This window comes from Xanthomonas sp. 3793 (genome assembly GCF_024806835.1).
Lineage (GTDB): Bacteria > Pseudomonadota > Gammaproteobacteria > Xanthomonadales > Xanthomonadaceae > Xanthomonas > Xanthomonas arboricola_F.
Genome location: NZ_JANTYU010000001.1, coordinates 429,236 through 443,160 on the forward strand (window position 1 = coordinate 429,236; position 13,925 = coordinate 443,160).

Annotated in this window: 13 protein-coding genes; 9 read left to right on the forward strand and 4 right to left on the reverse strand. The window is 65.0% G+C overall.

Features of this window, described 5'->3' with window-relative positions:
• Positions 1-99 precede the first annotated feature (99 nt).
• The 3 genes from cysS (at position 100) to FHY18_RS01795 (ending at position 3,415) form a co-directional block, all read left to right on the forward strand.
• Positions 100-1,515 carry a cysteine--tRNA ligase gene (gene cysS / locus FHY18_RS01785; RefSeq protein ID WP_259150611.1) on the forward strand — a complete coding sequence of 472 codons (1,416 nt, stop codon included), beginning with the start codon at positions 100-102 and terminating at the stop codon, positions 1,513-1,515.
• 215 nt (positions 1,516-1,730) lie between these two features.
• Complete coding sequence (locus FHY18_RS01790) at positions 1,731-2,168, forward strand: SufE family protein (RefSeq protein ID WP_259150612.1); 438 nt, start codon at positions 1,731-1,733, stop codon at positions 2,166-2,168.
• A complete protein-coding gene (locus tag FHY18_RS01795; RefSeq protein WP_259150613.1) occupies positions 2,165-3,415 on the forward strand; it encodes an MFS transporter in 1,251 nt (416 codons plus the stop codon). The genes FHY18_RS01790 and FHY18_RS01795 overlap by 4 nt, the downstream gene beginning before the upstream one ends.
• A gap of 526 nt (positions 3,416-3,941) precedes the next feature.
• Here FHY18_RS01795 and dksA read toward each other — a convergent pair.
• Positions 3,942-4,967, reverse strand: a complete 1,026-nt coding sequence (dksA, locus tag FHY18_RS22045; RefSeq protein WP_259150614.1) for an RNA polymerase-binding protein DksA — start codon at positions 4,965-4,967, stop codon at positions 3,942-3,944.
• Between the two features lie 84 nt (positions 4,968-5,051).
• Between dksA and yidD the strand changes: the two genes are divergently transcribed.
• From yidD to eutC, 6 genes are all read left to right on the forward strand, one after another.
• Positions 5,052-5,351 carry a membrane protein insertion efficiency factor YidD gene (yidD, locus tag FHY18_RS01805; protein WP_259150615.1) on the forward strand — a complete coding sequence of 100 codons (300 nt, stop codon included), beginning with the start codon at positions 5,052-5,054 and terminating at the stop codon, positions 5,349-5,351.
• Positions 5,348-6,697, forward strand: a complete 1,350-nt coding sequence (locus tag FHY18_RS01810) for a dihydroorotase (RefSeq protein ID WP_259150616.1) — start codon at positions 5,348-5,350, stop codon at positions 6,695-6,697. The genes yidD and FHY18_RS01810 overlap by 4 nt, the downstream gene beginning before the upstream one ends.
• Positions 6,697-7,536: a M23 family metallopeptidase gene (locus FHY18_RS01815; protein ID WP_259150617.1), complete on the forward strand. Its 840-nt coding sequence runs from the start codon at positions 6,697-6,699 to the stop codon at positions 7,534-7,536. Before FHY18_RS01810 ends, FHY18_RS01815 begins: the two co-directional genes overlap by 1 nt.
• Before the next feature lie 690 nt (positions 7,537-8,226).
• A complete protein-coding gene (eat, locus tag FHY18_RS01820; protein WP_259152454.1) occupies positions 8,227-9,591 on the forward strand; it encodes an ethanolamine permease in 1,365 nt (454 codons plus the stop codon).
• Positions 9,588-11,000 carry an ethanolamine ammonia-lyase subunit EutB gene (locus FHY18_RS01825; RefSeq protein ID WP_259150618.1) on the forward strand — a complete coding sequence of 471 codons (1,413 nt, stop codon included), beginning with the start codon at positions 9,588-9,590 and terminating at the stop codon, positions 10,998-11,000. The genes eat and FHY18_RS01825 overlap by 4 nt, the downstream gene beginning before the upstream one ends.
• Positions 10,997-11,818, forward strand: coding sequence for an ethanolamine ammonia-lyase subunit EutC (gene eutC, locus FHY18_RS01830; protein ID WP_259150619.1), 822 nt, complete (start codon positions 10,997-10,999; stop codon positions 11,816-11,818). Before FHY18_RS01825 ends, eutC begins: the two co-directional genes overlap by 4 nt.
• 129 nt (positions 11,819-11,947) lie before the next feature.
• Here the strand turns inward: eutC and FHY18_RS01835 are convergent, their stop codons facing one another.
• The 3 genes from FHY18_RS01835 to FHY18_RS01845 all read right to left on the reverse strand — a co-directional run bounded on the left by FHY18_RS01835 (position 11,948) and on the right by FHY18_RS01845 (position 13,528).
• Positions 11,948-12,244, reverse strand: a complete 297-nt coding sequence (locus tag FHY18_RS01835; protein ID WP_259150620.1) for a hypothetical protein — start codon at positions 12,242-12,244, stop codon at positions 11,948-11,950.
• A 202-nt stretch (positions 12,245-12,446) separates the two neighbouring features.
• The gene (locus FHY18_RS01840; protein WP_259150621.1) at positions 12,447-12,737 is read right to left on the reverse strand and encodes a hypothetical protein; all 291 of its coding nucleotides are present in this window, start codon (positions 12,735-12,737) and stop codon (positions 12,447-12,449) included.
• Between the two features lie 287 nt (positions 12,738-13,024).
• The gene (locus FHY18_RS01845; RefSeq protein ID WP_259152455.1) at positions 13,025-13,528 is read right to left on the reverse strand and encodes a pyridoxamine 5'-phosphate oxidase family protein; all 504 of its coding nucleotides are present in this window, start codon (positions 13,526-13,528) and stop codon (positions 13,025-13,027) included.
• Between the last annotated feature and the right edge of the window lie 397 nt (positions 13,529-13,925).

The window sequence follows — 13,925 nt, forward strand, 5'->3', positions numbered from 1 at the left end:
GGGCTGAACGCAGCCCATCCGGTCGCCGGTGTCGGCGTGCCGGTTCGCCATCTTGCCGCAAGGGGCTAGAATCGCGCGGTTACCCTTTTTCAGATGCCGATGAGCCTGCGCCTGCACAACAACCTGACGCGGCGGGTCGAACCGTTCGCGCCGCTCGATCCGTCCTGCCCCACCCTGTATGTGTGCGGCCCTACCGTCTACAACTACGCGCATATCGGCAACGCCCGCGGCCCGGTGGTGTTCGACGTGCTGGCCGCGCTGCTGCGGCGGCGCTATGGCGCGCTGCGCTACGCACGCAACATCACCGACGTGGACGACAAGATCAACGCTGCCGCACAGGCGCAGGGCGTGCCGATCTCCACCATCACCGACCGCTTCGCCGCGATCTATCGCCAGGACATGGCCGCGCTCGGCGTGGTGCCGCCGGATATCGAACCGGAGGCCACCGCGCATATTCCGCACATCGTGGCCATGATCGAGCAGCTGATCGAGGGCGGCCATGCCTATGCCGCCGAAGGCCATGTGCTGTTTGCAGTGGCCAGTTTCGACGGCTACGGCAAGCTGTCGCGGCGCGACCCCGACGAAATGCTGGCCGGTGCGCGCGTGGACGTGGCGCCGTACAAGCGCGACCCCGGCGACTTCGTGCTGTGGAAGCCGTCCAGCGACGAGCTGCCCGGCTGGGAGTCGCCGTGGGGCCGCGGCCGCCCCGGCTGGCATATCGAATGCTCGGCGATGGCCGCCGCGCACCTGGGCCCGACCATCGACATCCATGCCGGCGGCGTGGACCTGCAGTTCCCGCATCACGAAAACGAAATCGCGCAAAGCGAATGCGCGCATGGCGGCGCCACCTTCGCCCGCTTCTGGCTGCACAACGGCATGCTCAATTTCAGCGGCGCCAAGATGAGCAAGTCGCTGGGCAACATCGAGACCGTGCACGACCTGATCGCCAAGCACCCGCCCGAAGCGCTGCGGCTTGCGCTATTGAGCGCGCATTACCGGCAGCCGCTGGATTGGTCGGATGCGCTGATCGAGGATCAGGTCAAGCGGCTCGACGGCTTGTACGGAACCTTGCGGAGCCTGAAGGCGATCCAGGCGCAGGCAACGATTCCCGAGCAGATAGAAGACGCGCTCAGCGACGACCTCAACACACCGCTGGCGCTCGCGGTGCTGGCAAAGCTTGCGAAGGATGCGAACCGGGCGCTGCTGGAGCTTGCACCGGCCGGTGGCCCAGGCGATGGGCTCAGCGCGGAGAATCTTGCAGCATTGCAACGTGCCAAGGCCGAGCTGCTCGGGGCCGGAATGGCGCTGGGCCTGCTGCAGCAGGACCCGGCCACCTGGTTCGCGCGCGGCACCGATGCCGGCGACGATGCGCGTATCACCGTGCTGGTCGAAGAACGCAATTCTGCCAAGAAAGCCAGGGACTTCGCCCGCGCCGATGCCATCCGCAAGCAGCTCGCCGACGAAGGCATCGTGCTGGAAGACACCCCGCAAGGCGTGCGCTGGAAGCGTGCCTGACCTACTTTCCTTCTCCCGTCGGGAGAAGGTGCCCCGCAGGGGCGGATGAGGGTACGGGCGAAGTCACATGCATGGCTTTTTTTGAGATGGGCGAAGCCACCCGCATCCAATTCCAGCCAGGCTTCGCCCGCACCCTCACCCCAACCCCTCTCCCGGAGGGAGAGGGGCTTTGACCGAACGCCCCTGGATTTTTTGCGAACGATTCTGGATTTTTGATGACCAACTCCCCCTTCCCGCTAGAACCCACCGCCACCGATGCCCAGGCAGCGATCGCCGAGGAGTTCTCCTTCTTCGGCGACTGGTCCGAGCGCTACCAGTACCTGATCGACCTGGGCCGCAAGCTGCCGACCTTCCCGGAACAGTGGAAGACCGAAGAACACCGCCTGCATGGCTGCCAGTCGATGGTGTGGATCGTGCCCGAAGGCAATGCGCAACGGCTGGACTTCCATGCCGTCAGCGATTCGGCCATCGTGTCCGGGCTGATCTATCTCGCACTGCGCGTGTATTCCGGGCGTAGCGCGCAGGAAATCCTGGCCACCGAACCGGACTACATCGCCGGCATTGGCCTGGCCAAGCACCTGTCGCCAACGCGCAGCAATGGGGTGGCCGCCATGCTGGCCTTCATCCGTGAAACGGCCCGCGCACAACAGTGAGTACGCCGACGCCCTCGCCCACCGACTCGCTGCGCACGCTGTTCGCCCATCCTGGCTTCGGCCTGGTGTTGCTGTACCGCGTCGCGGCGATGCTGTCGTATCAGGTCGTGGCAGTCACGGTCGGATGGCACATCTATGAGATCACGCGCAATCCGCTGTCGCTGGGGCTGATCGGCCTTGCCGAAATCCTGCCGTTCTTCTGCATCGCGCCGTTTGCCGGCTATCTGGTCGACCATCTGCCGCGCAGGCGCCTGGGCATGGTCGCAGTGCTGGGGCTGGTGACCACGGCACTGCTGTTGATGGCAGTCGCGCAGGGCTGGCTACCCATCCAGGGCGTATGGCCGATCTACGCTGCCATTGCATTGACCGGCGCGGCGCGCTCGTTCCTGTCGCCGGTCTACAACGCCTTGTTCGCGCGTGCGTTGCCGCGCGAAGCGTTCGCACGCGGCGCCAGCATCGGCAGCGTCACCTTCCAGGCCGGCATGGTGATCGGCCCGGCACTGGGCGGCGTGCTGGTCGGCTGGGGCGGCAAGGGACTGGCCTATGGCGTGGCCGCCGGCGTGGCGCTGGTGGCGATCCTGGCCCTGGCGCTGTTGCGCGTCAGCGAGCCGGTCAACGCCGGCCCGCGCGCACCGATCTTCCGCAGCATCGCCGAAGGTGCGCAGTTCGTGCTCTCCAACCAGATCATGCTGGGCGCGATGGCGTTGGACATGTTTTCGGTGTTGCTGGGCGGCGCGGTCTCGATGTTGCCCGCCTTCATCCAGGAAATCCTGCATTATGGCCCCGAAGGCCTGGGCATCCTGCGCGGTGCGCCGGCGCTTGGCTCGATCGTGGTCGGTGTGTGGCTGGCGCGGCACCCGCTGCAGCGCAATGCCGGACGCATCCTGATGCTGTCGGTGGCCGGCTTCGGGCTGTGCACCATCGCCTTCGGCCTGTCGCGGCACTTCTGGCTGTCGGCGGCGATCCTGCTGGTCTACGGCATGTGCGACGGCGTGTCGGTGGTAGTACGGCAAACCATCCTGCAGCTCGCCACACCGGACGCGATGCGTGGCCGGGTGTCGTCGATCAACGGCATCTTCATCGGCTCGTCCAACGAACTGGGCGCGTTCTACGACGGCGTCATGGCACGGCTGGTCGGGCTGGTGCCGGCAGTCGTCATCGGCGGCTGCGTCACCCTGGGCGTGGTGGCGACCACGGCCTGGAAGGCCCCGCGGCTACGCAAACTGGATTTACGCGACCTGCAATAAGCGCAGCTCACAAGACGGCTGCGCGCAGTGCAGGACGGGCGCAGTCGGTGCTCGGCGCGGCAGCGGATACCGCGTGCGCGGGTGATGCGCGCTGCGGCTAGGCCCGCCCATGACTGCCCGCCACGTGTTGCCGGAGGCCCCGAGCCTAGTCTGGCGAGGCAACCCCGGTTGCAGATCCCGCCGGTGCCTGTGATAACGGCTACGTGCGCGTTATCGGACGCTCCGCTCCAGGCCAGGCCAGGCAACGGTTGCACATGCCGCCGTTGCCTATGCCCAGTGCTTGCTACGTGTCGTCAAACGCTCAAGCCAAGCCTGGCGAGGGGGGCTGCGTATGCCGCCAGTCCCTGCACCGCTTGCGCGCGCTCGCGTTGCGGCAGTCGATGCAACCGCATTAAGCGGCCACGCAAGACGCGGCGTGACCTGACACCTGCAACGGCGCGCCACCACAACGGCCTGCGGCACCCCACCGCCACACAAAAAACCCCCGCACATGGCGGGGGTCTTCAATGCGAACGGAGGATGACGATCAGTCGCCCTGCTGCTTCTGCAGGTGCTCCCAACGCTCCTGGGCGTCGATGGTGCGCTCGGCAGTCAGACGCGCGTCCAGACGGTCCAGGCCGATCTCTTCGCCGGTATCCACGCAGTAGCCGTAGTCGCCGTCTTCCAGACGCTTGAGCGTGCTGTCGATCTTGGAGATCAGCTTGCGGGCGCGGTCGCGGGCGCGCAGTTCCAGCGAATTCTCGGTCTCACGCGTGGCGCGTTCGGCTTCGTCGCCGATATCGCGGACTTCTTCGCGCAGGTTTTCGATGGTCTGCTTGGATTCCTCGACCATCTCGTTGCGCCAGCTCTGCAGACGCTGACGGAAGTATTCCTGCTGCAGCTTGCTCATGTACTCCTCGTCCGCCGAAGGCTTGTAGCCCTGCGGGAGGATCGGACGACCGGTGGTCTCGTCGATCTTGTAGTCGACCACCTTGTACTTGGTCTTCGGCGTCGGGCTGGAGGACTTGGCAGTCACGGCCACTGCCACCTTGCCGACCGGACGGGTCGCGGCGGGCTTGGCGGGGGCTTCGGTTTTGGTTGGCGTTTTTGCGGAAGATTTCGAAACGGGCACGGGATTCTTAAGTGGCGGGGTCGCAGGCTTTGCCGGCTTCGCAGGGACGGCCTTGGGGGCCGGTGCGGGCGCGGGCTTCTCAGCCTTGACCGGGACTGACTTGGCCGGAACCGGCTTGGCGGCCGGCTTCGGTACGGACTTGGACGCCACCGGCTTGGCAGCCGGTTTGGCGGCAGCCGGAGCTGCCTTGCTCGCCGCCGGCTTGGCAGCGGTCTTGGCGACAGGTTTCACGGGCTTGATCGCTGCGGTCTTGGAGGCCGCTGCCGGCTTGGCAACGGTCTTGGCCGCAGCTGCCTTCTTGGCAACCGGTTGCTTGGGAGCCGGAGCCGCCTTCTTGGCGGCCGGTTTTGCAGCAGCGGGCGCCGCTGCCTTCTTCGCAGCGGGTTTGGCGGACTTCTTGGCGGCCTCTACGGCCTTTTTTGCAGGTTTTTTAGCAGCCACGAAACGCTCTTCCTTGGTTCCCCCGGGGCCCGGGAAAGCGGGCCTTTATAACGTACCCCGCGGACCCCCGGCAACCACCTATTAATGCAACTGGCATATCATTGGCAAGTGATCGGACGCCTGCTCATCGCGCTGTTGCGCTTCTACAAGCTGTTCATCAGCCCGCTGCTCGGGCCGCGCTGCCGTTTTGCGCCCAGTTGCTCGGAGTATGCGATGACCGCCATCGGCCGCTTCGGCCCGCTACGCGGGAGCTGGCTGGCCGCGCGCCGGCTGGGCCGCTGCCATCCCTTCCATCCGGGCGGCTTCGATCCGGTACCTGACGCGCCCGCCTCCGCTGCCCCTTCCCCCTCTTCTTCCTGCAGTTGCAAAGGACCTCATCCATGAGCCGAACCGTCATCATCAACGCCCGCCTGGTCAATGAAGGCAAGGAGTTCGACGCCGATCTCCTGATCGAGGGCGGTCGCATCGCCAAGATCGACAGCAAGATCACCCCGGATGCAGGCGACACCGTGGTGGACGCGGCCGGGCGCTGGGTGCTGCCGGGCATGATCGACGACCAGGTGCATTTCCGCGAGCCGGGCCTGACCCACAAGGGCGATATCGCGACCGAATCGGGCGCAGCGGTGGCCGGCGGCCTGACCAGCTTCATGGACATGCCCAACACCAACCCGCCCACACTGAACTCGGCCGCACTGCAGGCCAAGTACGATGCCGCCGCCGGGCGCGCCTGGGCCAACTACGGCTTCTACATGGGCGCCAGCAACGACAACCTGGCCGCGATCCAATCGCTGGACCCCAAGACGGCTCCGGGCATCAAGGTGTTCATGGGCGCCTCCACCGGCAACATGCTGGTCGACAATCCCGAGACGCTGGACGCGATCTTCCGCGACGCGCCGACGCCGATCATCACCCATTGCGAAGACACCCCGACCATCGATGCGACGCTGGCGCAGTACAAGGAAAAATACGGCGACGCGTTGACCCCGGAGATGCACCCGGACATCCGTTCGCGGCAGGCCTGCCTGAAGTCTTCGCAGCTGGCGGTATCGCTGGCGCGCAAGCACAACACCCGCCTGCACGTGCTGCATATCTCCACCGCCGACGAGTTGGGGCTGTTCGAAGCCGGCCCACTGGTGGACGCCGACGGCAAGCTGCGCAAGCGCATCACCGCCGAGACCTGCATCCACTTTCTGCGCTTCGACCGCAGCGACTACGCGCGGCTGGGCAACCTGATCAAATGCAACCCCGCGATCAAGGACGCCGACGACCGCCTGGCCCTGATCGAAGCGCTGGCAGAAGACGTCATCGACGTGCTCGCCACCGATCACGCCCCGCATACCTGGGAAGAGAAGCAAAAGCCCTACGCGCAGGCACCGTCCGGGCTGCCGCTGGTGCAGTACGCGCTGGTCGCCGCGCTGGAGCTGGTGCACGAGGGCAAGCTGCCGATCACCCGCATCGTGCAGAAGTTCGCGCATGCGCCGGCGCAGCTGTTCGATGTGGAAGAGCGCGGCTTTCTGCGCGAAGGCTACTTCGCCGATCTGGCGATGATCGACAACACCCCGTTCACGGTGAAGCGCGAGCAGGTGCTGTCCAAATGCGGCTGGTCGCCGTTCGAAGGCACCACCTTCCGCTCGCGCATCGCCGCAACCTGGGTCAACGGACAGCAGGTGTGGGATGGCGAACAGCTGGTCGGCAGCGCCGCCGGCCAGCGCCTGACCTTCGACCGCTGATGCGCGCAGCCTTCCTCGGTGCATGGCTGGCGCTGATGCCGGCCATGCTGAGTGCGGGTGCGGTGCAGGCGCAGGCCACAAACGAGGCTGGCGTGGTGTTCCCGGCCAGCGCGTCGCAAGGGGCGATGGTGATCGGCAAGGTGCCTGCCGGCAGCAGCGTGCAGTATGCGGGGCGCACCTTGCGTGTCAGCGGCTACGGCAGCGTGGTGTTCGGCATTGGCCGCGATGCCACCGGCCCGCTGCAGGTGCGCATCACCCTGCCCGATGGCACCCAGCGCACCAGCAGCATTGCGGTGACGCCACGCGACTGGCCAACCGAGCGCGTCAATGGCGTGCCACCCAAGACGGTGAACCCGCCTGCAGCCATTGCCGAGCGCATCAAACGCGAGCAGGCGCAAGTCACCGCCGCGCGCGATCGCGACGATGCACGGACCGATTTTGCGCAGCCATTCATCTGGCCGGTGCAAGGCCGTATCAGCGGCCGGTTCGGCAACGCGCGCGTGTACAACGGTCAACCGGGCGCGGGACACTCGGGCATGGACATCGCCGTACCGACCGGCACGCCGGTCAAGGCGCCGGCGGCCGGCGTGGTGACCTTTGCAGCGCCGGATCTGTATCTGACCGGCGGCACGCTGCTGCTCGATCACGGCTTTGGCATCAGCTCCAATTTCCTGCACCTGTCGCGGATCGACGTCAAAGTAGGCGATCGGGTGGAACAAGGCCAAGTGATTGCCGCAGTGGGAGCGACGGGGCGGGCGACCGGACCGCATCTGCATTGGGGGATGAATTGGTTCGATGTACGCATCGACCCCTTGCTGGTGCTTGAGCGCGGGAAGTAGGTCTGCTGATCTGCTGACTCGTAGAACACCGGCGCGGCAACCATGCCGGCAGCCAACTCTCTCTGCGGCGCGGTTCGATATACGCATCGACCCCTTGCTGGTGCTTGAGCGCGGGAAGTAAATGCAGTTGGGCGGCTTCTCCCTTCTCCCCTCGGGAGAAGGTGGCGCGTAGCGCCGGATGAGGGTGCGGCGGCGGTGGGTTAACTGAGCAACCGTACCCTCACCGCAACCCTCTCCCAGAGGGAGAGGGGCTTTCAGCGATTGCGGCCGCACGGCGACCTGTCGGCGATTCCACCCACTTGTCGATTGATCGGATGGATTTGCTGCGCGTGCGAAGCTATGCGGCACTAAAAGCGTGAGCCAATGACACGCCAGCGCCACTGTGTAAGCACAGGCAGACATGCTGAACTCGCAGACAAGACCAGACCGGGAACCGGTAACCGGGAGCTGCGCTGGTCCCTCCGGAACCGCAGGTCAAGCATCGGGAAACTTAATAAAGATCGGAACGCCGCCACGTTCCGCCACACCTACCCGCTGCGCTTGTGTCCGTCGCCAGGCTTTGGGGTATAACCGGGAGAGCGTCGATCATTGCCGATGACAGCGACCGGTCAGCCAGCGATGGTCGATTGGTGTCGCGGCCCAGTCCCGGCAACCGGCGTGCTTCGTCTCCCCTCCCCCCGACTGCAGGAGATGTGCGACATGCGCAACGAGCAACTCAAGCCCACACTCGGTACCTGGCAGCTGTGGGGCATTGCAGTGGGTCTGGTGATCTCCGGCGAATACTTCGGTTGGAGTTATGGCTGGGGCACCGCCGGCACGCTTGGATTCCTGGTCACCACCGTGCTGGTTGCGGTGATGTACACCTGCTTCATCTTCAGCTTTACCGAGCTGACCACCGCCATTCCGAATGCGGGTGGGCCGTTCGCCTACAGCCTGCGCGCGTTCGGGACGTATGGCGGGATGCTGGCAGGCCTGGCCACGTTGATCGAATTCGTCTTTGCACCACCGGCCATCGCGATGGCGATCGGTGCGTATCTGAATGTGCAGTTCCCCACGCTGGACCCACGTATCGCAGCCATCGGCGCGTACGTGATCTTCATGAGCTTGAACATCGTCGGCGTGGCGATTGCGGCCACCTTCGAGCTGATCGTCACCTTGCTGGCAGTGATCGAACTGCTGGTGTTCATGGGCGTGGTGGCACCGGGTTTCAGCGTGACGCGCTTCGCCGCCAATGGCTGGGCCGGCAGCGACGTCTTTGGCCCAGCGGCGATCTCCGGCATCTTTGCCGCGATCCCCTTTGCGATCTGGTTCTTTCTGGCGATCGAAGGCGCGGCGATGGCCGCCGAGGAAGCCAAGGACCCCAAGCGCACGATCCCGCGTGCCTACATCGCCGGCATTCTCACTCTGGTGGTGTTGGCGCTGGGGGTGATGGTATTTGCCGGCGGCGTGGGCGACTGGCGCCAGCTCTCCAACATCAACGATCCGCTGCCGCAGGCGATGAAGGCGGTGGTCGGCACTAGTTCGACCTGGCTGCATATGCTGGTGTGGATCGGCCTGTTCGGCCTGGTGGCCAGCTTCCACGGCATCATCCTGGGCTATTCGCGGCAATTCTTCGCGCTGGCGCGTGCCGGCTTTCTGCCGCATGGGTTGGCGACGTTGTCGCGGTTTCGCACGCCGCATCGCGCGATCTTGGCCGGCGGCGCCATCGGCATTGCCGCAATCTGCAGCGACAGCGTGGTGAAGATTCAGGGCATGTCGCTGACGGCGGCAATGATCACCATGTCGGTGTTCGGCGCCATCGTGATGTATGTGATGAGCATGCTCAGTTTGTTCAAGCTAAGGCGCAGCGAGCCCGGCCTGGAGCGTAGCTTCCGCGCGCCGGGGTATCCGGTGGTGCCGGCGATTGCGCTGTTGCTCGCGCTGGTCTGTCTGGTGGCGATGGTGTGGTTCAACCCGATCGTGGCGCTGATCTTCGTCGGCCTGCTGCTGTTCGGCGCGCTGTGTTGCGTGCTGAGCCTGCGCAGCCAGGCCTCGACTGTGGCCAACAGCAGATGAGCGGCTTTGCCTGCACCGTTGGCGGCGAGCAGTTCCGCTTCGCCGATCTGAAGACCCTGCTGGCCAAGGCAACGCCGGCGCGTTCGGGCGATCAACTGGCAGGGCTTGCGGCCGACTCGGAGCGACAGCGTGTGGCGGCGCAGATGGCGCTGGCGGATCTGCCGTTGCGCCATTTCCTCGCTGAAGCGGTGGTGCCGTATGAAAGCGATGAAGTCACGCGGCTGATCGTCGACCGGCACGATGCCCACGCATTCGCTACTGTCGCCCACCTCACCGTCGGCGGCTTTCGCGATTGGCTGCTGAGCGCGCAGGCCGACGAAGCCGCGCTGGCCGCACTGGCACCCGGACTGACTCCGGAAATGGTGGCCGCCGTGTCCAAGCTGATGCGCGTGCAGGACCTGATCCTGGTGGCGCAGAAGATCCGCGTGGTCACGCGCTTTCGCAATACCTTGGGGTTGCGCGGGCGGCTGTCCACTCGCCTGCAGCCCAATCACCCCACCGACGACGCCACCGGCATTGCCGCCAGCGTGCTCGACGGGCTGTTGTACGGCAACGGCGATGCGGTGATCGGCATCAATCCGGCAAGCGATAGCCTGGCGGCCACCACGGCGTTGTTGCGCATGCTCGATGCGGTGATCACCGGCTACCAGATCCCCACGCAGTCGTGCGTGCTGGCCCACATCACCACCACCATCGAGGCCATCAACCGCGGCGTACCGGTGGATCTGGTGTTCCAGTCCATCGCCGGCACGGAGGCGGCGAATGCCAGCTTCGGCATCAACCTGGCGTTGTTGCAGGAAGGCCATGAGGCGGGCGTGTCGCTGCGACGCGGCGGTGTCGGCGACAACGTGATGTATTTCGAAACCGGCCAGGGCAGCGCGCTGTCGGCCAATGCGCATCACGGCGTGGATCAACAAACCTGCGAAGTGCGTGCCTATGCGGTAGCCCGACAGTTCAAACCGCTGCTGGTGAACACCGTGGTCGGCTTCATCGGCCCGGAGTATCTCTACGACGGCAAGCAGATCATTCGTGCGGGGTTGGAGGATCACTTCTGCGGCAAATTGCTTGGCGTGCCGATGGGGTGCGATATCTGCTACACCAACCATGCCGAAGCAGACCAGGACGACATGGATGTCTTGCTGACCCTGCTCGGCACCGCCGGCATCAACTTCATCATGGGCATTCCCGGCTCGGACGATGTGATGCTGAACTACCAGACGACCTCATTCCACGATGCGCTGTATGCGCGTCAGGCGCTTGGCCTGCGGGCGGCGCCCGAGTTCGAGCAATGGCTGGAGCAGCAAGGCATTTTGCGATTGCACGAGGATGGACGGTTTGCACTGGGCAGCGAGGTGCCCGCAGCATTTCGCCGCGCGTTGTCGCACTTTCCCAGCGGGGCGCCGCAATGAGCGAGCGGACAGACTCCCCGCACGATGCCTGGGCGCAACTGCGCCAGCTCACCCCTGCGCGCATCGCACTCGGACGGGTCGGTACCAGTCTGCCCACCGCAGCCCATCTGGATTTTCAGCTGGCGCATGCGCAGGCGCGCGATGCGGTGCATCTGGCATTCGACCCGGCGCCACTGCAGGCCGCGCTGGAACAACGTGGGCGCCGCAGCGTTCTGCTGCACAGCGCTGCGGCGGACCGGCACACCTATCTGCAACGCCCGGATCTTGGCCGTCGCCTGGCCGACGACGCTGCCACGCATCTGCGCGGACTCACCGCCGTTCATGGCGGCGGGCGTGATGTCGCGGTGGTGGTCGCTGACGGGCTCTCTGCGCTGGCCGTGCATCGGCATGCGGCGAACATGCTCGAACAGATCGATGCCCTGGCCGCGCATGAAGACTGGTCGTTGGCGCCGGTGGTGCTGGTTGCACAAGGACGCGTCGCCATTGGCGACGAGGTCGGCGAGCTGCTCAACGCGCGCGTCGTGATCGTCCTGATCGGCGAGCGGCCGGGTCTGAGTTCGCCAGACAGTCTCGGCCTGTATCTCACCTACACGCCACGCGTCGGCCTGACCGATGCCGCCCGCAACTGCATCTCCAATATCCGCGCCGAAGGACTGAGTTACGCCGACGCCACGCATAAACTTGCGTTTCTGTTGCGCGAATCGTTCCGCCGCAAGTTGTCCGGTGTGCAACTCAAGGATGAAGCAGAGCAACCGGCGCTGCCGTCGGCCGGGCCTGCCGATGCCGCTCCGCGCACGTTCCTGTTGCCGGATGCGTGACGTTCTGGCCTAAGGAGATGGAATCGGTCATGAGCAAGGCAGCCAGCCGAGCGCGTACTCCGCGTCACGCATCACACGCCATCCTGCGATCCTGGGGATGCGGACAGGCCGATGACAGCCTGCGTGCGGTCATCTTTCGCGCAGCGCCGGTTCACTGACGACTCCGTTGTCGTACACGGCCAGCGATGCTGGATGCACACCGTGGTTCGTCTCGAAATCGAAGCGGATGTCGCGCTCGATCGCAAAGAAACGCGTCGTCGATTCGGGATAGAGCGTGGCCGAGAAACTGCCGGCAACCAGTTCCAGATGGTTGCCATCGACGGTCACCGCAATGTCGCCGGCATGGATTGTCGCTGGCAAATCGGATGCAATCGCGTCGACTGCGGCAAGAAGCGACAAGGCGATGAATAAATTGGCGAGTTTCACGCCGGATCCCGCTGTGGTGAAGTCCGACGGTAAACCTTGGCCCAACATCTGGCGCCGCCCGGAAGTCACCATGCCCGCTGGCCGCCGAGCCGAGCGATCGGGCCGCGATGCAACGTGCAGTGCATGGGCAATTGTAACCGCGCATCCATCTCGCACATCCGTCATCAGCCCACGGCGACCCGCTCATGGATGCGCATGACGCTTATGGCAGCGCGCCATCGTGCGGATTGCTTGCGGCATACCTGCTGGTCTGCAGCTCGCTGTCATGAACATGACGCAGTGCATTGCGCACGTTCTCGGGCAACCGGTCGACATCCAGCACTACCTTGCCGGAATGCACATCGCGTACCGCCGATGCCTGCAGCACAAAATCGCCACCGTTCTCGATATTGACCACCAGCTCGGCACCGTCGTTGCGAATCTCACGTACCGCGCCAACGCCAACCTCGCCGTCGCGCAAAAATACCATCTGGCCGATTTCGATCTGCTGCATGTCAGCCTCCTGGCTGAGCGCCGCGGCACAGCCGCGCTGTGCCTTGGCAGACGATCATTGCGCCGTCCGCTGTTGTGTGCCGGTGAAGCGCAGATCAGCGCCGCGTGGGCGCGCGCAACAAGGCACCGACTGGCACATCCTTGCACATCGCGCGGACGGCTCCGCCAAGCGCTCCAATCCTGCAACGGCATGCGAACGCTAGCGCGCTGTCGGCAGGTGCCGGTGACCACCGTGCAGGGAACTCAGCGCGCACACGCGGCCAGGCAGGCCGCATGTGCCCGTGGACATCAACGCAGCGGGACGTCCGCCACCTTATCTTGATAATCCTTCTTCGGGTCCACACCGAACAACACCTTGATGCCGGCGAGCAGGCTTGACCCGTTGAGCCAGATCTGTGCATGGTCGGCGTCCAGACGCAACAACGCCAACTTGGGATCGTCCTTGCCGCCTTCGTACCAGGCTGCGACGTACGGGTTCCACAAACGCTCGACCATGGCCGGATCGGTGTCCTCGATCAGCGAGCCGCTGATACTGGCAAACAAATCATGGCCCTTGCTGCTGAAGGCGCCGATGACGCGACGGCCCTGCCCCAGCATCGCGATCAAGGCATTGTCCTTGGAGGTGAAAAACCAGATGGGGCCGCCGCTGTCGCCTTCGATCTGTGCGGTCATCGGGCGCGCATGGCCATCTTCGACGCCATCCAGGCCGAGCATCACGGTGCGATCGGATTTCAGGGCCTTCCAGAATTTTTCCTGTAGTTCTTTGGGATCTGCCATTTCGGTTCCTGACATACGCGTTACTACGCGGGCCGCTGAGTCTGGAAGGCCGCATGCCCACGGCATGTGAGGACGCTGCGTGCAATGTAGCGGCAACCCAAAGCCACGTCGACAACGCGACGCAGTGGCGCGCGTTGCGACCTGCACCCGATGCAAAGCGTGACCACTGCGCACATCCTGCACATTGCTTGGCACCATCGGCACCTGCAAGCGAACCCGGCAGTACCATCGCCCCTGCACCACATGCGAGGCGAGGTGAACTTCGACACGCCCGTGGCGCAAACTCCATCGCAGGCAACCGCGCTCGACGTTCACGCCGCGCCCTGCATCTGCGATATCCCACGTGTCTGATGCGTCCCTTTCCAAGAGAGCGCCACACCATGTCCGTCTCGCATATCCGCACGACCTGCAT